This is a genomic window from Streptomyces sp. NPDC002144 (assembly GCF_053593695.1).
Genome location: NZ_JBSFDB010000032.1, coordinates 81,605 through 102,463 on the forward strand (window position 1 = coordinate 81,605; position 20,859 = coordinate 102,463).

The following is a 20,859-nucleotide window of genomic DNA, read 5'->3' on the forward strand; positions in this document are numbered from 1 at the left end:
TCCCCTGCCGGCCCTTACCGCCGGCTCTCTCGTCGTGGCCCGTCGGCCGCGCGTCGTCGTGTTTCCCGGAAGGAACCCCATGCCTGGCCCTGCCCTGCACCTAGCCGTCGAGATCGACGGCGACGGCGCCCACCCCGCGGCCTGGCGCCGCGCCGCCCACTCCCCCGATCAGCTGCTCACCCCGCGCCGCGTGGCCGGTGTCGCCGCCGTCGCCGAGAACGCCGGGTTCACCCTGGTCACCCTGGACGACGGCGTCCTGCCCCCCGGTGCGGCACCGGATCCGGTCGGCCGTATCGGCGCGGTGGAGCGGGCGGCTTTCGTCGCGGCGTCCACGAGCACCGTAGGGGTCGCGCCCGTCGTGCCGGTCACGTACGCCGAACCCTTCCATGTCTCCAGTCAGTTGGCGTCCCTGGACCACATCTCCGCAGGTCGCGCCGGGTGGGTGGTGGCGGAGGAGGAACGTCCCGAGGCGGCCCGCGCCTGGGGGCGCCCACCGGTCGCCGATGCCGAGGCGCGGGCCCGGGAGTCCCGTGACGGTATCGAGGTGGCCCGCGCTCTGTGGGACTCGTGGGAGGACGACGCGGTCATCCGGTCCGTGGCCACCAGCCGCTACCTCGACCGCGACCGGCTGCACTACATCGACTTCACCGGCGAGACGTATGCCGTCAAGGGGCCCGCGATCGTGCCACGCCCGCCCCAGGGGCAGCTCGTCGTCCTGGGCCGGCCGGACCGGGTTCCCGCCGCACAGCTCGACGTCGGGCTCGTCGAAGGGCGCGATCTCGCGTCGGTCGCCAGGGCAGCTGCCGTCGCCGGTACGCCCCGGGTCTTCGCCGAGGTCGAGGTGGCCCTGGACACCCCGGGCGCCACGGCCGCCGAGCGCGTCGCGGACCTCGAACGGCACACGGCATGGAGCGACCGCGGGCGACTGCGGCACATCGGTTCCGCCGACCAACTCGTGGCTCTGCTACGTGAGTTGAGCCGTCATCTGGACGGGGTACGGCTGCATCCGCTCGTGCTGGACGAGGACCTGTCCGTCCTCTCCCGACTCGTCCTGCCGGCCCTGTCCGAGCGACGCCTCGTCGCCCGTCCGCTGCCCGGTACGTCCCTGCGCTCGACCCTGGGTCTGGAGCGCCCCGCCAACCGCTACGCCGTCGCGGCCCCCGCCGCCCAGGAGGACGCACAATGACCCGCACCGACCCCCTCGACGTTCCCCGGCCACACGCCCAGCTGCACTTCGGCGTCTTCTTCCAGGGCGTCAACCACTGGACCATCTGGTCCGCCCCCGACAGCGGCTCCCAGATCGACCCCGCCTCCTTCCGCAAGGTCGCCCAGACCGCCGAACGCGGCCTGTTCGACGCCTTCTTCCTCGGCGAGGGCCTGCGGCTGCGCGAGGTCGACGGCCGGATCCACGATCTGGACGTGGCCGGACGGCCGGACGCCATCACCCAGCTGGCGGCGCTGGCCGCGGTCACCCGCCGGATCGGCCTGGTCTCCACCTCCAACTCCACCTTCAACGAGCCCGCCGACCTGGCCCGCCGCCTCTCCGGCCTCGACCTCCTCTCCGAGGGCCGCGCAGGCTGGAACGTGGTCACCACGGACAACGCCTGGACCGGCGCGAACTTCCGCCGCGGCGGCTACCTCGACCACGCCGACCGCTACCGGCGCGCCGAGGAGTTCCTCACCGTGGCCCGTGCCCTCTGGGACGGCTGGGAGGACGGCGCCGTCGCCGACTCCGCGACCGCCCGCGCCTGGTCGGCTCCCGGCGCCGTGCGTCAAGTGCGCCACAAGGGCCCGCAGTTCGACGTCGACCTCGCCCCCACCCTGCCGCGCAGCGCCCAGGGTCACCCGGTGATCTTCCAGGCCGGTGACTCCGGCGAGGGACGCGACTTCGCCGCCCGCAACGCCGACGTCATCTTCTCCGCGCACGGCAATGACTTCGACGACGCCCTGGCCTTCGCCGACGACCTCCGACACCGGCTGCGCGCGATCGGGCGTCCCGACGACGATCTGCGGATCCTGCCCGGCACCGAGATCATCATCGGCGCGACGGAAAAGGAGGCCCAGGAGAAGAAGCAGTGGATCCGGCTCCAACAAGTCACCCCGGCCACCGCGTTGGGGATCGCCGGGCTGCTGTGGGGCATCGACCTCTCCGACCGTGACGCCGACGGGCCGCTGCCGAAGGAGGACCCGGTCGTCACCGAGAACGACGGCTCCTTCGGCGCCCGCCGGATCGCCGACCCGCGTGCGGTCGTAGCGGAGTGGCGGGCGAAGGCGGAGGCGCACGGCTGGTCGCTGCGCGAGACGGTCATCGCGCTGGGCCCGCAGCGCGGGCACGTCGGTACGCCGTCCGGTCTCGCCGACAAGTTCGCCCACTTCGTACGGCACGGCGCGGTCGACGGCTTCAACGTCACGCCGTACCTGATTCCCGACGGCCTCGACGACATCGTCGACCTGCTCGTCCCGGAACTGCAGGAACGCGGGATCTACCGCACCGAGTACAGCGGGACCACGCTGCGCGAGAACCTCGGCCTGCGTGAACCGCTCACCCACCGGTCCGCCCCGGACCGGCGGCAGGCGGGCTGAGCCCCCGCGCCGGGTCTCGTACACATGACTGACAAGAAGCTGTCACACAGGAACCGGAATGCGACTCCGGCCGACGCCCGTTCTGAACCGACATGACGGTTGGAGTAGTGCTCACCGCGTCCGACGCGCCGAACCAGGTCGACGCCGCCGTACGACTGGCCCATGAGGCAGCGGAGTCCGGTGTCACGTCGGCCTGGTTCGGGCAGAGCTTCGGCGCGGACTCGCCCCAGCTCGCGGCGATCGTCGGGCGCGAGGTGCCCGGACTGCAGGTCGGCACCTCCGCGATCCCCGTCTTCGGCCGCCACCCACTGCTCGTCTCCAGCCAGGCCCAGACCGCCCAGGCCGCGACCCACGGCCGCTACCACCTCGGCCTGGCCCTGGGCACGAAACTGCTGACGGAGACCGCCTTCGGCCTGCCCTTCGAGCGGCCCATCGCCCGGCTGTGTGAATTCCTCACCGGGCTGCGGCAGTTGACCGAGACCGGCACGGCCGACTTCCACGGTGAGCTGCTGACCGCCACCACCCCGCGCCCGGCGCGGGTACCGGGTGCCGAGAGAGGTGTCCCCCTGCTGGTCGCCGCAATGGGGCCGCAGGCGCTGCGGGTCAGCGGTGAACTGGCGGACGGGATCCTGCCGTACCTGGCGGGACCACGCGCCCTGGCGGACCACATCGTGCCCGCCCTGACCACCGCCGCCGAGGCCGCCGGCCGCCCCGCGCCCAGGATCGTCGCCCTCGTGCCGGGCGTGGTCACCGACGACGTGGAGGCAGTAAAGGCCAAGGCCACCGAGAACCTCGCCTTCTACGAGGGGATCCCGTCCTACGCCCGGGTCATCGAACTCTCCGGCGCCCGACGAGCCGCCGACCTGGCCGTGATCGGCGACGAGCGGACCGTCGAGGCCAAGGTGCGCCGATACCGCGACGCCGGTGCCACCGAGGTCGTGTTCTCGGGCACCGGGATCGCCAAAGAGGCCGACCGCCGACGCACCTGGCGACTCCTCGGCGAACTCGCCCGCTGAACCGCCCCGAAGACCCGACAGCCCCTGCACGAAGGAGACTCCTTTGACCACCGAGGCCACCACGACCGACCTCCACACCTTCACCGAGACCTGGCTGGAGTGGTACCGGGCCCAGGAGGCCCAACTCTCCGCCCCGCACGGGATCCTGGCGATCACCGGCCAACACTGGCTCGACGACCGCCCCCAGCGTTTCCCGGACGCGCCCGGCGCCTGGCACACCGGCCCCGACGGAGTCGTCGTCACCCTCGACGACGGCGAGGAACTGGTCGTCGAGGGAACCCCGGTGCGCGGTGAACACCGTTTCGGCGTGCTGCCCGAGCGCGGCGGCGTCAACGCGGTGTGGAAGGACGCCGTCATCGAGGTCGCCAAGCGCGGCGGCCACGACATCGTGCGCCCCCGGCACCCGGACGCGCCCCGGCGCGCGGCCTTCACCGGAACACCTGCCTACGCACCCGACCCGCGTTGGGCCGTGACCGGCCGCTACGTCCCCTTCGACACACCCCGGCCGACCACCGTGGGGGCGGCCGTCGAGGGCCTGGAGCACGTCTATGACGCTCCGGGCAGGATCGACTTCGAGCTGGACGGACGTCAGCTGTCCCTCACCGCGTTCCCCGGCGCCGGCGAGGGCCGGCTGCTGGTGCTGTTCACCGACGCCACCTCCGGGGTCACCACCTACGCCGCCAACCGGGCCCTGTGGCTGGAGCCGCCCGCCGCCGACGGCCGGGTCGTCCTGGACTTCAACCGCGCCGCGAACCTGCCGTGCGCCTACACGGACCTGGCCACGTGCCCGCTGCCCCCGGCCGAGAACCGGCTGCCGGTGGCGATCGAGGCCGGTCAGAAGATCCCCCGCGAGCGCGGCGGTTCCTGAGCCGGGGCCCGGCCATTGACCAACGGCAAGATCTCTCCGTACGATCACGAGTGGCATTGAGTGTCAGCGTCAAGCCCTGGCTCGCTGACCGGCAACCCTCCCACGCGGTGGGGTGCTCCAGGTGAAAGCCCGGCGGGATCAGCGACGATCCCGCAAGCGCGTGGCCCCGTGACCGGGGCCGGACAGGTGGAGGACCGACATGCGGCACGGTGGTGACCTCAGCGCCCGTTTCGCCGTCGCCACCGTGTTCTCCCGGCTCTCGCGTCGGCGCCACATCGATCTCAAGCGCTCGACCAGCTGTCTCTGTCAGGCCTGACGCGCCTTTTCAGCGCTGGTCGCCGCCCGGCACCGGTCGCCGCCGCATCCGTCTGCGCCTGATCCGCGTACTTCGTTTCCGCTGATCCCCGTTCTTCCTTTCCGCTGATCCCTGTCTGCACAGCGCTCCCCGACGTCGGCATCACGCCGATCGGGTCCGCACGCCCTCGCACGGCCGAGTCCCGTACCACCGCCGTGCCTGGTGACACGAGTAGGAGAAGCCCTCCGTGATCGCACTTCCCCATGTCAGAACCTCTCGGTGGGCGGCACTGACCGCCCTTGTGACCACCAGCGCCCTGCTGACCGCCTGCGGATCCGGCGGCGGCGACGCGGGCGGCGGCACCGGAGTGCCCAGGTCCGGCGGCACCCTGACCTTCGCGGTGGGCTCGGACTCCGGCTGCGTGGATCCGCAGCAGGTCGCCAGCAACGAGACCATCTACTCGGTGCGCCAGCTCGTGGACTCCCTGACGGACCAGGACCCGAAGACCGGCAAGATCGTGCCGTGGCTGGCGAAGAGCTGGGACGTCAGTCCCGACGCCACGGCCTTCACCTTCCATCTGCGCTCCGGCGTCACCTTCAGCGACGGCTCGAAGCTGACCGCGCAGGTGGTCAAGGACAACTTCGACGCGGTGCCGAAGCTCGGCGCCCTGGGCACCCTCGCCGAGGGCTACCTGAGCGGCGTCAAGAGCACCACCGTGGTCGACCCGCTCACCGTGAAGGTGACCTTCGGCCAGCCCAACGCCCAGTTCCTGCAGGCCACTTCGACGCACTCGCTCGGCATCGAGTCCTCGGCCAGCGTGAAGAAGACCCCGCAGCAGAAGTGCAGCGACGGGGTGACCGGCTCCGGACCGTTCGTGCTGAAGCAGTACGTGCAGAACCAGTCCCTCACACTCGCCAGGCGCACCGGATACGCCTGGGGATCATCACTGTGGTCCAAGAAGGGCGAGGCGTATCTCGACAAGCTGGTGTTCAAGGTCGTGCCGGAGCCGGGTGTGCGGGCCGGCAGCCTGCAGTCCGGTCAGGTGGACGCCGTCGCCAGCGTCGGCAAGGCCAACGAGGCGGCCCTCAAGGGTGGCCAGGTCACCCTCCAGCGACGGGCCAACCCCGGGGTGGTGTTCGGTCTCGGCCTGAACAACTCCCGGCCGCTGTTCAAGGACGCCAAGGTGCGCCAGGCGATCCTCCACGCCATCGACCGGCAGCAGATCGCCGACACCGTCTTCCCGACCGGCACCCGGCCGGCCACCAGCGTCCTCGCACACACCACACCCGACTACACCGACCTCGCCTCCGGCCTGACCTTCGACGTCACCAAGGCCAAGTCCCTGCTGGATGCGGCCGGCTGGAAGACCGGAAGCGACGGCATCCGCGCCAAGGGCGGCCAGAAGCTGAGTCTTACGATCAAGTGGTTTCCCAACGCGGCCACCAACCAGCCCGCGCTGGAGCTCATTCAGCAGCAGCTCAAGACCGTCGGTGTCGACGTGGCCCTCAAGCAGCTCCAGGTCACGCAGTTCGCCCCGACACTCCAGTCGGGCGACTACGACGCGGTGTGGGGGAACGTGACCCGCGCCGATCCCGACATCCTGCGCAGCTCCTTCTCCACCGAGCTGGCCAACTTCTACCACCTGCCCCCGAGTTCCCTGGACACGGCACTGTCCGAGCAGGCCGCTACCGTCGACCCGGCCAAGCGCAGGCAACTGGTCGGCCGGGCACAGCAGTTGATCGTGCAGAACGCCTACTACGCTCCGGTGGTGGAGCTCCAGACCCAACTGGGCGTGTCGAAGAAGGTGCACGACCTGGACTTCGACGCCTCCAGCCGGCTCCAGCTGCACGACACCTGGATCGGCTGACGCATGCGCCGCTATGTGATCAAACGGCTCGCGCAGGCGGTCGGCGTGCTGTGGGCGGCGTACACGGTCTCGTTCCTGGTGCTGGACTATCTGCCGGGCGACCCGGTCACGGCGATGGCCAGTGCCGGGATGGACTCGGGGCAGGTCGACCCGAAACAGATCGCCGCCCTGCGGCACGAGTACGGCTTCGACAAGCCGGTGCTGGTGCAGTACGCCGAGTACCTCGGCCGGGCGGTGCGCGGGGACTTCGGCGACTCGGTGTCCACCGGTCGTGCGGTGACCTCGACGCTGGCCGACGCCCTGCCGCAGACCCTGCAGTTGACCGGCGCGGCCCTGCTGCTCGCGGTGCTCCTCGGCGGCGGTCTGGCGGTGGTGGCGACGTACACCAGACAGCGCTGGCTGCGGCAGCTGCTGCTGTCGCTGCCGCCGCTGGGGGTGTCCGTCCCGACGTTCTGGGTGGGGCTGCTGCTGGTCGAGTTGTTCTCCTTCCGGCTGCGCTGGTTTCCCGCGTTCGGCAACGACGGCCTGCGGGGGCTGGTGCTGCCGGCCCTGACGCTGGCGGTGCCGACCGGGGCGCAGGTCGCCCAGGTGCTCGCCAAGAGCCTGCTCACCGCACTGGACCAGGCGTACATCGAGACAGCGCGGGCCAAGGGCGCCGACCGGTGGCGGGTTCATCTGCGGCACGCCCTGCGCAACGCGTCCCTGCCGGCGCTGACCGTCGTCGGCCTGCTCGTGGGGCAACTGATCGCCGGTTCGGTGGTGGTGGAGACCGTGTTCTCCCGCGACGGCCTCGGCCGCGTCACCGCGGCGGCGGTCACGGCCCAGGACATCCCGCTCGTGCAAGGGGTCGTGGTGTTCGGAGCGCTGATCTTCGTGACGACGAACCTGGTCGTCGACCTGGTCTACCCACTCCTCGATCCACGGATCGTGGTGGCCTCGAACGGAAGGGCGGCCCTCGCATGAGCCAGAGCCTCGTCGACGACACCGCCCTCGGCCTGGCCCGGCCGGTCGACACGGCCCCCGGCCCCGAGCCGCGCGGCCGCGGCGACGTACGACGTGTGCTGCGGTTCCTGGCCCGCCGACCGGGCCTGCTGTTGTCGGTCGTCGTCCTCGTCCTGGTGGTACTGGCCTCGTTCTGGCCGGGACTGTTCACCTCTCAGGACCCGCTGAAGGGCGTCCCCGCACAGAACTTCCGCGGCCCGAGCGCACATCACTGGTTCGGCACGGACGAGTTGGGCCGCGACGTGTTCTCCCGGGTCGTCCACGGCGCCCAGCTGTCCCTCAAGGCGACGCTGATCGCCGTCCTGGTCGCGTTCGTGGTCGGTGGACTGCTCGGGGTGGTCGCTGGGTTCGTGGGCCGCTGGGTGGACGACGTCCTCATGCGCTTCGTCGACGTACTCCTGTCCATCCCCGCGCTGTTCATGTCCCTCGCCCTGGTCACCGCGCTGGGCTACGGCACGGTGAAGGTGGCGGTCGCGGTCGGCATCGCCAGCGTCGCCTCGTTCGCACGGGTGGCGCGCGCCGAGGTGCTGCGGGTGCGGCAGGCGGTGTTCGTGGAGGCCTCGCGGGCGAGCGGGGCGCGCTGGTACTCGGTGCTGGGCCGGCATGTGCTGCCCAACTCGGCGGGCCCGGTGATCGTCCTGGCCACCCTCGACTTCGGCTCCTCCATCCTGGCCGTCTCCGCCCTCAGCTTCCTCGGTTACGGCGCTCCCCCGCCCGCCCCGGAGTGGGGCACGTTGATCTCCGACGGCCGCAACTACCTCGCCAACGCATGGTGGCTGACCGCGCTGCCCGGACTGGCCATCGCCGCGACCGTTCTGGCAACCAACCGCATTGCCCGCGCGCTGGACGGCGAATGGTCCCGACAGCCATGACCGACGAACGTGAGGACGGTGAGGACGTGACCACACCACTGCTGGAGATACGCGGCCTGTCGGTGTCGTACCGCACCCGGGGCGGCACGGTCGAGGCCGTGCGGGGCGTGGATCTCGACGTGTGGCCGGGACAGGTGACCGCGGTGGTCGGCGAGTCGGGCTCCGGAAAGAGCACGACCGCGCACGCGATCATCCGGCTCCTGTCGGCGAACGGCCGGATCGACGCGGGCACCATCCGCTTCGGCCGGCACGACCTCACCACCCTCTCGGAAGCCGAACTGCGCACCGTCCGCGGGGCACGCATCGGACTGGTGCCCCAGGATCCGACGGTCTCCCTCAACCCGGTCAGGCGGATCGGTGACCAGGTCGCCGAGGTGCTGCGCATCCACGGTCTGGCGACCCGCCGATCGGCTCCCGCCGAGGCGGTCGAGGTCCTGGACCGGGCCGGGCTGCCCGACGCGGCCGTACGGGCGCGGCAGTACCCGCACGAACTGTCCGGCGGGATGCGGCAACGCGCCCTGATCGCCGTCGCCATCGCGGCGCGGCCCGAGCTGATCATCGCCGACGAGCCCACCAGCGCGCTCGACGTCACCGTGCAACGGGTCATCCTCGACCATCTCCAGACCCTGACCCAGGAACTGGGCACCGCGGTCCTGCTGGTGACCCATGACCTCGGGGTCGCCGCCGACCGGGCCCAGCGGCTGGTGGTGATGTCCCGGGGCAAGGTCGTCGAGGTCGGCCCCACCGGTGACATCCTGGCCGCCCCGCGGGACGCCTACACCCGGCACCTGCTGGCCAGCGCCCCGAGCCTGACGACCGCCCGACCCCGCACCCCGGTCGCCGCCACCGAGGCGGAGACGGCACCGCTGCTCGAAGTACGCAACCTCGTCAAGGAGTACAGGCTGCCCCGCGCCGGTGACGGGCCCCGAACCCTGCGCGCCGTGGACGACGTCAGCCTCACCCTCCGACGCGGTCGGACCCTCGCCCTGGTCGGCGAGTCGGGCTCGGGCAAGTCCACCACCGCCCGTCTGGTGCTGCGCCTCACCGACGCGACCGCCGGACAGATCCTCCTCGACGGCACCGACGTCACCACCGCCAAGGGCGCACAGGCCCGGCAGTTGCGCCGCCGCGCCCAGCTCGTCTACCAGAACCCCTACGCCTCCCTCGACCCCCGCTTCTCCATCGCCGAGGTGATCACCGAACCGCTGCGCGCCTTCAAGGTCGGCGACCGTGTCTCCCGGCTCAACCGGGCCCGCGAGCTCCTCGACCGGGTGGCCCTGCCCGCCGCCACGCTGGAGCGCCGGCCGGCGGAACTCTCCGGGGGACAACGCCAGCGCGTGGCGATCGCCCGGGCCCTCGCCCTCTCCCCCGACCTCGTGGTCTGCGACGAGCCGGTCTCCGCCCTCGACGTGTCCGTCCAGGCCCAGGTCCTCGATCTGCTCGCCGAATTGCAGGCCGACACGGGCGTCACGTATCTGTTCATCTCGCACGACCTGGCCGTCGTACGCCAGATCGCCCACCAGGTCGCGGTCATGCGGACCGGCCGGGTCGTCGAGACCGGGCCGCCCGAGAAGCTCTTCACCGATCCCCGCCACGAGTACACCCGAGAACTCCTTTCCGCCATCCCCGGCGGCCGGCTCCCCTCCCCCGCCGAGACCGCCACGAGCCGAGGAGCAGCGTCATGAGCACTCCCGCCATCACCTCCTTGGCCTTCCTCACCCCCGGCAACTTCGCCGACGACGACCCCTACACCGGCCTGGAGGAGACCCTCCAGCTCTTCGAGTACGGCGAACGGCTCGGCTACGACGGGGCCTGGATCCGCCAGCGCCACCTCGAACACGGCGTCGGCTCCGCCGCGGTGTTCCTCGCCGCGGCCGGCCAGCGCACCGAGCGGGTCGAGCTGGGGACCGCGGTCATCCCCATCGGTTACGAGAACCCCTTCCGCCTGGCCGAGGACCTCGCCCTGGCCGACGTCCTGTCCCGCGGCCGCCTCCAGGTCGGCTTCAGCACCGGCATGCCGCACGCCGAACTCCTCGGCGACCTGGTGCACGACGGCGACTGGCGCGGCTTCGACCTGTCGTACGGCAGGATCGCCCGCCTCGTCGACCACCTGCGCGGCGACTACCTCGGCGGCCCGGACACCGTGATCCACTCGCCGGGCAACGTCCAGCGGCCGCGGCTGCAACCCCACAACCCCGGTCTGGTCCGGCGGATCTGGTACGGCGGAGGCAGCCTGCGCTCGGTCCGCTGGGCCGCCGAGAACGGCCTCAGCCTGCTGTCCGGCAACATCGTCTCCGGCGAGGACACCGACGACTTCACCACCGCCCAGGCGAACCTGCTCGCCGAGTACCGGCGCACCCTCGGCGACGACCGGCAGACGACACGCGTGGCACTGGGGCGGGTCATCGTGCCGTACGACAGCGCCGACGCGGCCACCCGGACCCGCTACCGCGACTACGCGGCCAGTCGGCACGAGCGCACCCTCAAGCCGCAGACAATCGCCGCGCTGGGCGGAAAGCGGTTCCTGTTCGCTCCGGACGTGGTCGGCACCGCGGAGCAGATCCTGGAGCGGCTGACGGCCGATCCCGTCCTCGCGCAGGTGTCGGAACTGCGCCTGGAGCTGCCGTACGAGTTCCACCGGGAGGAGTACGAGCAGATCCTGCACGACGTACGGCACCTGATCGCGCCTGAGTTGGGTTGGCGCACCGCCTTCCCCGCTGTTCAGGAGGCGGGCCGGTGAGCCCTGGCCCGGTGCGCCCGCACGATGGTCTTGCCGGTGTTCCGGCCGCGCAGCATGCCCAGGAACGCCTGCACGATGTGCTCGAAGCCGTCCACCACCGTCTCGTCCAGCGCGAGCCGGCCGCTCTGCAAATGGGGAACCGCGAAGTCGTACAACTCCTCTTGCAGATCGAGGTGGTTGCTGACCAGGAAGCCCTCCATCCGAAGGCTTTTCTCCACGAGGTCCGCGTAGTTGAAGTGCGGCGGCGGCACTTCGGGGGTGTTGTACTGGCCGATCGTGCCGATGCGGACGATGCGCCCGAACGGGCGCAGCGCTCCCACCGCCGCGGCCAGTTGCTCCCCGCCGACGTTGTCGACGAACACGTCGATGCCGTCCGGTGCGGCCTTGCCGAGCAGGTCGGCGGCGGGTCCGTCGTGGTAGTCGAAGGCGGCGTCGTAGCCGACATCCCGGGTGAGGTGTGCGGCCTTCGCCGCCGATCCGGCACTGCCCACGAGCCGTCCGGCACCGAGCAGCCGGGCGAATCGCCCGGTCGCCGTGCCGACCCCGCCCGCCGCTGCCGTCACGAACAGGTCCTCGCCCTCCTGGAGCCGGGCGATGCGGGTCAGGCCCGCATAGGCGGTCAGGCCGGTGCCTCCGAGAACGCTCAGGTACGCGGTCAGGGGCACCCCCTCGAAGCGGGGCAGATGGCGTGTCTCCTCGGGAGTGACCACGGAGTGCGTGCGCCAGCCCCGCCGGTGGAACACGATCTCGCCCTCGGTCAACCCGGGGGTGCGCGAGGCGACGACCCGCCCGATGGTGCGGCCCTCCAGCGGTGCGTGGAGCGCGAAGCCTCCGGGCACGTCGTCCATCATCTCGCGGTGGTAGGGGTCGACGGACCAGTAGAGGTTTTCCACCAGTGCGCTGCCGGCCGCCGGTTCGGGAGGCGGGGACTCGACGAAGGTGAAGTGCTCGGCGAAGGGAAAGCCGTGCGGGCGGGCGGTCTGGTGCACGGTGAGCGCGGTCTCGTCCATGACCGGACCGTAGGGCGCGAATGCCCCTGGCGGGCAGCGGGTTGGGCTCATGCGACGCCCCGTTCCATGAGCAGTTCTCATACGGTGAGGTGAGCGCCCCGTGGCCCGCACGATCGACTCCGATCTCGCCCCGCACGAACTGCGCGTGCTGGTGGCGATCGCGGACACCGGCGCCTTCTCGGCCGCGGCCGAGGACCTCGGGCTCACGCAGTCCGCGGTCTCCCACTCGGTGCGCGGCAGCGAGCGCAAGATCGGTGCGGTGCTCTTCGAACGCGGCCGCAGCGGCGCCCGCCCCACCCCGGCCGGGCAGAGAGCGGTCGCACACGCCCGCCGCGTCCTGCGTCTGCTGGACGTCCTGACCGCCGAAGCGCGCGGTGCTGCCCGTTCCGACGCGGCGCAGGGGCAACTGCGCATCGCGGCCTTCCGCAGTGCGGCTCTCCATCTGCTGCCGCCCGTCCTCGAGCGGCTGCGCGCCCGGCATCCGTGGATCGAGCCGCGGGTGCGGATCGTCCGCGAGGTGGGGCGCGGCACCGCGGGCGAAGTGGCCGACGGGAAAGCCGACTTGGCCCTCGCCACGCTGGGCGGCTCGGTCGCGCTCGAGCCGGGCCTCTTCGCGAGCGGGCTCTTCGAGGAGCCGTACGCCCTGGTGCACGCGGCGGGTCACGCCAGCCCGCGTTCACTGCCACTGGTCGACTGGGCTGAGAACTGCGGCTCGTACACCCGCGACTGGTGGACCGCACAGGACTGGATCCCGGAGGCGACCGTCGTGGCCGAGGACGACGGAGCGGTTCTCTCCCTGGTGAGCGCGGGGCACGGAATGGCGATCATGCCCGCGCTCTCCCTGTCCGGCGCACCGGACTCGGTGGGGATCACCGACCTCGGGCCCACGCGCCCGACGCGCCGGGTCGGCTACGTCACCACCCCCGAACTGGCCAGGTCGGCCGTGGTCCGCGCCTTGGTGAGGGAACTGCGGGCCGCCGTCCTCCAAGGGGCGGGTGTCTGATCAGGCCGGGGCGGCGGCCGCGTGATCGACGGGCGTGACAGAGGTCATTGACAAGCGGAATCGGCGAGGTTGTCATGAACACATGATTCGAGGTCGTGAGATGTGCGGGACACCTGGTGGGCGAGCTCAGCGGCGGCGCGGTCACTGACCTTGCGCTCCGAACTGCTCGACGCCGCAAGGGCCGGGTTGTCGGCCCGTTCCGGCGTCCTCTTCCACGGTCCCGCGGGAATCGGCAAGTCCGTCCTCGTCTCGGCGCTGACGACGGACGCGGTCGGCACGGTGCTGCGCTGCTCGCCCGCCCAGGAGGACAGCGAGCTGCCGTTCGCCGGGCTTGCCGACCTCTTCGCACCGGTGCCGCGGAGCCACCTGGACGCCCTCGCGCCCGAGCTCCGGCGTGCACTGGACGCGGCCCTGCTGCGCGGCCCGGAACCGCGGGACGGGCGCGGTCGGCTCGCGGTGCGCGCCGCCGTCCTCGAGGTGCTGCGGACCCTGGCCGCCGCCGACCCGGTCGTCCTCGTCGTGGACGGCCTGCAGTGGCTCGACGAGCCGACCGCCGAGGCGCTCGCCTTCGCCGTACGGCGCCTGGAGCGCCTGAAGGTAAGGATGGTGGCCGCCGAGCGGGTGGCCGAGGGGGAACAGCCCGAACGGCTGCGCTGCTGCCCGCCGGGCACCGCCGAACTCGCGGTGCCGCCGCTGACGGACGAGGAAGTGGCGGACCTCGTCCGGGACGCTACCGGTGCCGATCTGCCGTCGGCGATACTGCGGGCCATCCAGGACACGGTCGCCGGAAACCCCTTGTACGCACTGGAGTTGGCGCGGGCCGCCCTGCTCGGACCGGCCCGCGACGGCTTCGGGCCGCCGCTGCGCGTGCCCCGAAGGCTGCGCACCCTGCTGATGGGGCGGACACGTACTCTGCCGGAGCCCGTGCGACGCACTCTCCTCGTCGCCGCCACCGCCGCCCACCCCAGCCTCACGCTGCTGCGTGCGGCAGGTCTCCCCGCCCCAGCGACGGCTCTCGCGGACGCCGAACAGCTCGGCATCGCGACGGCGGACGCGGAAGGCACCGTACGGTTCGGCCATCCCCTGATCCGGACCGCCGTCCACGCCGACGCGACGGAGAGCGACCGCCGACAAGCGCACGCCCTGCTGGCCCGCGCGGTCACCGAGCCCGTGGAGCGGGCCCGCCATCTCGCCTACGCCCACCCGCACGAGGACGAAACCACCGCCCTGGTCCTGATGACCGCCGCGGAGTCCGCGCGACTCGAGGGAGCCCTCGGGGCGGCCTGCGAACTGGCCGGCCTCGCCGCCCGCCGCACCCCCGGCGGCCGTCCCGCGGACCGGGCCGAACGGCTTCTGGCGGCGGCCGACTTCGCGTGTGACGCGGGGCAGTCGGAGAAGGCGGCCCAGGCGGCGGAGACCGTTCTCGCCGTGGGCTCGGCCCGGCAGCGGGTCCGGGCCCGTCTGATCCTGCTGCGCAGCGCGGGGCAGGCACTGGAGGGTACCCACACCCTGATCGAAGAGGGTCTGCGGGACGCCTACGGCGACCCGGAGGCAGAGGCATGGCTGCACCACTGGGCGGCCGTACGAGGCCTGCTGTGCGGGGAGTTGGAGAAGGCAGCCGGTCATGCCCGGCACGCCGCTCGGCAGGCCGACGTGGCGGGTGACACGGAGACCCGCATCGGGGCGCTCGCCACGCTGGCCCGGGTGCGCTCCCTGGCGGGCGACCCGCACGCCGCCGACGCCGCGTTGCAGAAGGCGCTCGCCCTGGCCGGGGGCGCGGAAGGCGGCCCGCAGAGCTGGCGGCTGATCCGGATGCGGGCGATTCTGGCCCTGGACTCCGACCGGGTGACCGAGGCACGCAAGCAGGTAGGCGAACTCCTCAACAGGATCGCGGAGTTGGCGGGCGTCGAGGAGGTCATGGCGACCTTGGTGGCGCTGACCCGGATCCAGGTGCGCGCCGGACTGTGCCGCGAGGCCCTGGACACCGCGGCCCGCTGCTCGCAGGTAATGGCCCAGTCGGCCCCAGCGCTGTACGCGGCCGCGCTCGCGGCCACCGCGGGCGGCCCCGTCGAGGAGGCCCGGCGCCTGGCCGCACAGGCGGTGGCCGCCTCCGAGGCCGACGGTGACCGACTGTTCCTGCTGCGCGCGCTGGCCGCGCTCGGGCAGGCCCAGCTCCTCGGCGGCGACCCGCACGGGGCGGCGGCCGCGGTGGAGGCGTTGCGGCGCGTCAGGCAGCTGGGCACGGCCATGGGCGCCGCCGATCCGCCCCTGCTGCACTGGTACGCCGACCTGGCCGAAGCCCTCGTCGTGCTGGGCGAGACGGACGAGGCCGCGGTCGTGCTCCGCGAAGCCCGTGCGCGTGTCTCGCCCCGCACGCCCGCCAGCGTGTGGGCGGCTCTGGAGCGGTCGGAGGGACTGCGCGAGGCCGGCCTGGGCCGGCCGAAGGAGGGCGCGGCGCGACTGGTTGCGGCGGCGGACCGGCTGCGTCAGCTTTCCCTGCCCGTCGACCTGGTGCGCACTCTCCTCGCGCTCGGCACGGTCGAGCGCCGCTCCCGTCGCCGGAGCGCCGCCCGCACCGCCCTCGGTGAGGCTCTGGAGGTCGCCACCCGTGCCGGCGCCGCTCCCCTGGCAGCCCGGGCGAGGGACGAACTCGCCCGCGTCGACGCCTCGAGCCGTGAGACGGGGCCCGACCTGACTCCCACCGAGGCCAGGATCGCCGAACTGGTTGGCGGCGGGGCCACCAACCGGGAGGTCGCGGCCGAACTGTTCATCAGCGTCAAGACCGTTGAAGGGACCCTGTCGCGGGTCTACCGCAAGGTCGGGGTCCGCTCGCGCACCGCCCTCGCCCACGCGATGGCGGTCGCCGTCATCGCCTCCGGGGCCGCTGTGAACACCAGCGACGACGGTCAAGTGGAGCCCCGGGAAAGGGCGGTGACGGTCGCTCAGCCCACCGGCGCACAGGGCCGTCGCGCCGTGGACATACACCGTTGACATGACATCCGCCGTTAACACGTAACGCAAGGGTTCCCCCGCTTATGGGGGTGGGGCCGGAGTTTCTACGGTGAAGCCGTTCCGCTCCCGGGACAACTCCCCCACTTTCCGGAGGACTTCAGTGAAGTCTCGTCTGAAACTGCTCGGTCTGCTCGCCGCGCCGGCCCTCGTCACCGCGGTCGTCCCCGCCGCCTACGCCGCGAACGCCCCGCACACCACGCGTGCCGCCATCGCCGGAGACGTTCTGCCGGGGCTGAAGCAGAGCGCGCACCGCACCGGGAACCTCGCGGCCGGGAAGCGCATATCGGTGGCCATCAGCCTGACGCCCAGAGGCGGCAGCGCTCTCGACACGTTCGTGGCCAAGGTCAGCGATCCGCACTCCGCCTCCTACGGTCACTACCTCACCAAGAGCCGGTTCGCGGCGCGCTTCGGTCGCACCGACGCGGAGGTCGGGCAGCTCAAGGACTACCTCCACGCGCAGGGCCTCACCGTCGGCAAGGTCCACTCGGGCAACCTGCTGATCGACGCGAGCGGCACCGCCGCGCAGCTGGAGAAGGCCTTCGGCACCAAGCTGTCGACCTGGAAGGACGTCAGGTCGGGGCGCTCCTTCTACGCCAACGACAGCGCGCCGACACTGCCCTCCGGCCTCGCCCACCTTGTCAGCGACGTGGCCGGCCTCAACAACCGCGTGCAGCTCCACCACCAGGCGATCACCCGGACCGTCTCCCCGCACAACGGCCCCGGCGGCGGCTACACCCCGGCCCAGCTCAAGGGCGGGTACAACGTCTCCGGCAGCTACACCGGAAGCGGCCAGAAGATCGCCCTGCTGGAGTTCGACGGCTTCCAGCAGTCCAACATCACCAAGTACGACACCAACTACAGCCTGGGCTCGCCCACCCCGGCCGTGCAGAAGGTCGACGGCGGCTCCGGCGCTCTCGGCGACGGGCAGGTCGAGGTCGAGCTGGACATCGAGGTGCTGCACGCCATCGCCCCGAAGGCGAACGTCACCGTCTTCGAGGGCCCGAACTCCGACGCCGGCGAGGTCGACACCTACCAGGCCATCGTCGACAGCGGCATCCCGACCACCTCGATCAGCTGGGGTGCCGCCGAAAGCGCCCGCACCACGTCCAACATCAACGCGGTGGACGCCGTCTTCAAGGCGGGCGCGGCCCAGGGCCTCGGCTTCTACGCCGCCTCCGGTGACGACGGCTCCGACGACGCGGGCGACGGGGGCACGTCCGTCGACTACCCCGCCAGCGACCCGTACGTCACCGGTGTCGGCGGCACCAAGCTGACCGTCACCTCCGCCAACGCCTGGAGCAAGGAGGTCGCCTGGTCCGGTGGTGGCGGCGGCAAGTCCTCCGTCTTCAAGATCCCGAGCTGGCAGACAGCGGTCCAGAAGAGCGCCGGCGGCGGCTTCCGTCAGGTGCCGGACGTCTCCGCGCACGCCAACCCCAGCCCCGGTGTGTCCATCTACTCGCAGGGCTCCTGGTCCTCGGTCGGCGGCACCAGCGCGGCGGCCCCCGAGTGGGCGGCGTTCGCCGCCCTGTACAACCAGCAGGCCGCCGCCGCGGGCAAGGCCGACCTCGGCTTCGCCAACCCGGCCCTGTACTCGGCGAGCGGCACCGGTTTCCATGACATCACCAGTGGCAGCAACGGCGCCTACTCCGCGTCCACCGGCTGGGACTTCACCACCGGCTGGGGCTCGTACAACGCCGCGACTCTGGCGAGCAAGCTGCTCGGCTGACATCGAACGTCTGACACACAGCGCGGGCCGGGACAGCTCCCGGCCCGCGCTGTGTGTCATGGCGGCCTCCTGTGGTCCCTGGCTCGGTTTCTGCTGGATTTCAGCCATGTAGTGGACAACGACGCACATGTCTTCCGTACTATCGCTTGAACACAGCTGTGCGGCAGTAACGACTGCTGCTCACACAGCACCAGGAAGAACAGCACACGCGTTGGATTCCGCACACGTCATGGCCTGACTCCGATCGACCGTGACGCCCCGCGAAGGAGTGTGAGCATCATGTCCGAAACCACAGCCGGCAACAGCGAGTTGACGTCGCACTACAGCGCACAGGTGGCAGGCGACCTTGAGCGCAACCTCAAGGAGCAGGATCGCCTCCAGGAGGAGATCGAAGCACTGCAGGCGCAGTTGACCGCCCTGCAGGAGGACCACACCGTCCTGGTGAACATCCAACAGGCCCTCGGTGTCCCGGCAGCTCCCCCTCAGCCTGCCCCCGAGCCCGCGACGGTGCCCGCTCCCCGAAAGAGGAAGACCGCCTCCGGATCCGGGAAGGACAAGCAGGCGCGAGCCACCAAGCCCACCGCTTCCGCCCGGAAGACAGGCAAGAAGACCTCGGCCCCGGCCCCGGCCGCGCCGTCGGCCCCGTCGAAACTCGTCGACCTCGTCCGCGAACACCTGGCCGGCCAGCAGGAACCCCGCTCCGCCGCCGAAGTCGCCACCGCACTGCAACAGCAGCACCCCGAGCGGGACATCAAGACCAAGATCGTACGCCTCACCCTCGAGGGACTGGTGGCCAGGAACCACGCCCAGCGCACCAAGCAGGGCCGCTCCGTCTTCTACACCACCCCGGAAAGCGCCGAGCCCGCCTCGCAGAACGAGCCGGAGACATCCCAGTCCGCCTGACAGCCACTGACCCGTCGCGACTCCGTGCATCCGGCCCCGTCCCGTGCGGAGCCCCGCACATGTGCAGAAGAAGCAAGAGACGATCAGGAGGTGCTTGCCCGACGGCTCTTCGGGTACCGCGTTCAATGAGGGTGGCATCCGCATGGGCAGGTGGTTACTGAAAGTGATGTGGGCGTGACTCGTCTCAGTGGCTCGGGAGACGACCGGTCGAACGGATCAGGAGAGGATCCCCGGTCCGTCGCGCTGGAGATCGCCGATGCCGTGGACGCTCTCGCGGACCTGTGGTCGGTGGCCGCCCAGGGAGCCAGCCTGCGGCTGTCGCCGCACCAGTTGCGGGCCCTGCGGATCCTGGAATCGGAACCAGGGCTCAATCTCACCGCTCTGGCCGAGGGCATGGACATAGGGCCGCCGACCGCCAGCCGGCTCTGTGATCGGCTGGAGGCGGCCGGCCTGCTGGAGCGCCTGCTGCATCCGCACAAACGACGCGAGGTGCAACTGGTCCTCACGAACCGGGGCCGGCAGGTGCTCGCCGAAGTGGCCGCGCGCAGGTCCCAGGCGCTCGTCGTGGTTCTCGCGGCCATGGAGCCCGGCGAGCGGACGGCGCTGAGCCGGGGTATCCGGGCCTTCCTGACGGCTCAGGACGGCGCCGACAAGGAAGGCGACGACAAGAAGGGCGACGACAGGGAAGGCGACGGCTCCCCGTGAGACCTCAGGTGCGGCGGCCGTTCCAGTCGAGACAGACCACCGCGGCATCCGTGGCCAGATCGCTGCTGCCGTAGTGCTCGACCAGCCCGGCGACGATGGCCCGTGCCGTCTCGTGCGGTGCCGTCGGACGGGTGGCACTCAGGATCTGGCGCAGGGCACGTTCGCCGAAGAGATCACCCATGGCGGAACGCGTACCGTGCACCCCGGTGCTGACGGCGATGAGGCGGTCTCCGGGCCGGACCTGGAACGTCTGCTCCTCGTAGACGGTCTCCTCGAACATCCCCAGCGGCAGCTGGGCCGTCAGTTCGATCTGCTCGGTGCGCCCGTCCCGCTGGCGGAACAGCTGGGGCGAACCCGCGTCGACCGCGCACACGGTGCCGGTGGCCAGCTCGAACCGCAGCAGCAGCGTGGAGGCGTAGACCTTGCCGCCGTACTGGGCGAAGACGGCCTGGTCGGCCAGGCACGCCTGGTCGGCGAGGCCGATGTCGGCGCGGCGGGCGTTGCGCAGGGCACTGACGGCGAGACTGGTGAGCAGAGAGGCGTCGATTCCCTGGCCCATACCGTCGGTCATGGTGAGGACGAGGTGGTCCGCGCCGGCGGACCAGTCGAAGTTGTCGCCACCGATGGCGTAGGCGGGTTCGAGGTGGGCGCCGATGACGTACTCCTCGCGGGCGCAGCCCCCTCCGGGGAGGAGCTGCCACTGCATCTCGGCGGCGAGCGTGAGCCGGCGGGTGCGGCGGGCCTGGAGGTAGACGTCGGTGTCACGGCCGGCGGTGATGACCTCATGGCCGAGCGCGGTGGCGAAGTCACCCAGCTGAAGCACCGTGTCCGCATCGGAGGCCCCGGCGGGCAGCCGGACGGAGAGGACACCCAGGCGGTCCCCGCGCACGGTGATGGGCAGGTGTGCCACATGGCCCGTCGGCTCCTGCGCGACTTCCAGCACCGGTTTCTGGGTGCGGAAGGCGCTGCCCGCGGGCCCCTCGTGAGCGGGGACGGGGCTGTGGGTGTGCGGCAGGCGGGAGACCGCCTGCAGGACCGTCAGGCCGTAGTCCGCGAGGAGCAGTGTCACCTCCTGGGCGCCGACCCGCTCGGCGAGGAGGCGGCGTGCGGTGGCCACCAGCGCATGGGGGGCGGCCATACGCAGTTCGGCTTCCGCTGAGGGAAGCGGTTCAGGCGTCTTCACGGTGTCCACCCTCTCGCCTCGTCTTCTCCACGCTATCGCGCGAAGTCGCGCCGCCCGGATGTTCGCCGCAAGTC

At 71.6% G+C, this 20,859-nt stretch carries 17 protein-coding genes and 1 riboswitch; of the genes, 15 read left to right on the top strand and 2 right to left on the bottom strand.

Translation table 11 applies throughout. The annotated features are described in order from the left end of the window. The first annotated feature begins 79 nt into the window (after window positions 1-79). The 10 genes from ACWCQ1_RS36650 (at window position 80) to ACWCQ1_RS36695 (ending at window position 11,243) form a co-directional block, all read left to right on the top strand. On the top strand, window positions 80-1,186 hold the full coding sequence (locus ACWCQ1_RS36650; RefSeq protein ID WP_358601662.1) for an LLM class flavin-dependent oxidoreductase: 1,107 nt from the start codon (window positions 80-82) through the stop codon (window positions 1,184-1,186). After that, complete coding sequence (locus ACWCQ1_RS36655) at window positions 1,183-2,583, top strand: NtaA/DmoA family FMN-dependent monooxygenase (protein ID WP_451028324.1); 1,401 nt, start codon at window positions 1,183-1,185, stop codon at window positions 2,581-2,583. Before ACWCQ1_RS36650 ends, ACWCQ1_RS36655 begins: the two co-directional genes overlap by 4 nt. 92 nt (window positions 2,584-2,675) lie before the next feature. Then, complete coding sequence (locus ACWCQ1_RS36660) at window positions 2,676-3,599, top strand: LLM class F420-dependent oxidoreductase (protein ID WP_358601657.1); 924 nt, start codon at window positions 2,676-2,678, stop codon at window positions 3,597-3,599. Between the two features lie 43 nt (window positions 3,600-3,642). Beyond that, window positions 3,643-4,467 (top strand): DUF1684 domain-containing protein, encoded by an 825-nt coding sequence (locus ACWCQ1_RS36665; RefSeq protein ID WP_451028325.1) that lies wholly within the window; start codon window positions 3,643-3,645, stop codon window positions 4,465-4,467. Between the two features lie 52 nt (window positions 4,468-4,519). Continuing rightward, window positions 4,520-4,632, top strand: a riboswitch (SAM riboswitch). 34 nt (window positions 4,633-4,666) lie between these two features. After that, window positions 4,667-4,783: a putative leader peptide gene (locus ACWCQ1_RS36670; protein ID WP_358601651.1), complete on the top strand. Its 117-nt coding sequence runs from the start codon at window positions 4,667-4,669 to the stop codon at window positions 4,781-4,783. Between the two features lie 226 nt (window positions 4,784-5,009). Continuing rightward, window positions 5,010-6,629 carry an ABC transporter substrate-binding protein gene (locus ACWCQ1_RS36675; RefSeq protein ID WP_358601648.1) on the top strand — a complete coding sequence of 540 codons (1,620 nt, stop codon included), beginning with the start codon at window positions 5,010-5,012 and terminating at the stop codon, window positions 6,627-6,629. A gap of 3 nt (window positions 6,630-6,632) precedes the next feature. Then, on the top strand, window positions 6,633-7,592 hold the full coding sequence (locus tag ACWCQ1_RS36680; protein ID WP_358601645.1) for an ABC transporter permease: 960 nt from the start codon (window positions 6,633-6,635) through the stop codon (window positions 7,590-7,592). Next, window positions 7,589-8,503, top strand: coding sequence for an ABC transporter permease (locus ACWCQ1_RS36685; RefSeq protein WP_451028326.1), 915 nt, complete (start codon window positions 7,589-7,591; stop codon window positions 8,501-8,503). Before ACWCQ1_RS36680 ends, ACWCQ1_RS36685 begins: the two co-directional genes overlap by 4 nt. Then, window positions 8,500-10,188: a dipeptide ABC transporter ATP-binding protein gene (locus ACWCQ1_RS36690; protein ID WP_451028327.1), complete on the top strand. Its 1,689-nt coding sequence runs from the start codon at window positions 8,500-8,502 to the stop codon at window positions 10,186-10,188. The genes ACWCQ1_RS36685 and ACWCQ1_RS36690 overlap by 4 nt, the downstream gene beginning before the upstream one ends. Then, window positions 10,185-11,243, top strand: coding sequence for an LLM class flavin-dependent oxidoreductase (locus ACWCQ1_RS36695; protein WP_358601636.1), 1,059 nt, complete (start codon window positions 10,185-10,187; stop codon window positions 11,241-11,243). The genes ACWCQ1_RS36690 and ACWCQ1_RS36695 overlap by 4 nt, the downstream gene beginning before the upstream one ends. On the opposite strand, the gene ACWCQ1_RS36700 is transcribed toward ACWCQ1_RS36695, so the two are convergent. After that, entirely contained in the window at window positions 11,225-12,253 is a 1,029-nt protein-coding gene (locus ACWCQ1_RS36700; protein ID WP_358601633.1) for an NADP-dependent oxidoreductase, read from the bottom strand. The two genes, ACWCQ1_RS36695 and ACWCQ1_RS36700, sit on opposite strands and share 19 nt — an antisense overlap. 100 nt (window positions 12,254-12,353) lie before the next feature. Between ACWCQ1_RS36700 and ACWCQ1_RS36705 the strand changes: the two genes are divergently transcribed. The 5 genes from ACWCQ1_RS36705 to ACWCQ1_RS36725 all read left to right on the top strand — a co-directional run bounded on the left by ACWCQ1_RS36705 (window position 12,354) and on the right by ACWCQ1_RS36725 (window position 19,602). Continuing rightward, window positions 12,354-13,256: a LysR family transcriptional regulator gene (locus tag ACWCQ1_RS36705; protein WP_358601630.1), complete on the top strand. Its 903-nt coding sequence runs from the start codon at window positions 12,354-12,356 to the stop codon at window positions 13,254-13,256. A gap of 102 nt (window positions 13,257-13,358) precedes the next feature. After that, window positions 13,359-16,247, top strand: coding sequence for an AAA family ATPase (locus ACWCQ1_RS36710; RefSeq protein WP_451028328.1), 2,889 nt, complete (start codon window positions 13,359-13,361; stop codon window positions 16,245-16,247). Window positions 16,248-16,368: 121 nt separating this feature from the next. Further along, window positions 16,369-17,994: a S53 family peptidase gene (locus ACWCQ1_RS36715; protein ID WP_358601624.1), complete on the top strand. Its 1,626-nt coding sequence runs from the start codon at window positions 16,369-16,371 to the stop codon at window positions 17,992-17,994. 279 nt (window positions 17,995-18,273) lie between these two features. Continuing rightward, on the top strand, window positions 18,274-18,897 hold the full coding sequence (locus tag ACWCQ1_RS36720) for a hypothetical protein (protein WP_451028329.1): 624 nt from the start codon (window positions 18,274-18,276) through the stop codon (window positions 18,895-18,897). Window positions 18,898-19,071: 174 nt separating this feature from the next. Continuing rightward, a complete protein-coding gene (locus ACWCQ1_RS36725) occupies window positions 19,072-19,602 on the top strand; it encodes a MarR family winged helix-turn-helix transcriptional regulator (protein ID WP_358601618.1) in 531 nt (176 codons plus the stop codon). Between the two features lie 4 nt (window positions 19,603-19,606). Here the strand turns inward: ACWCQ1_RS36725 and ACWCQ1_RS36730 are convergent, their stop codons facing one another. Continuing rightward, on the bottom strand, window positions 19,607-20,794 hold the full coding sequence (locus ACWCQ1_RS36730) for a PP2C family protein-serine/threonine phosphatase (RefSeq protein ID WP_358601615.1): 1,188 nt from the start codon (window positions 20,792-20,794) through the stop codon (window positions 19,607-19,609). Window positions 20,795-20,859 lie beyond the last annotated feature (65 nt).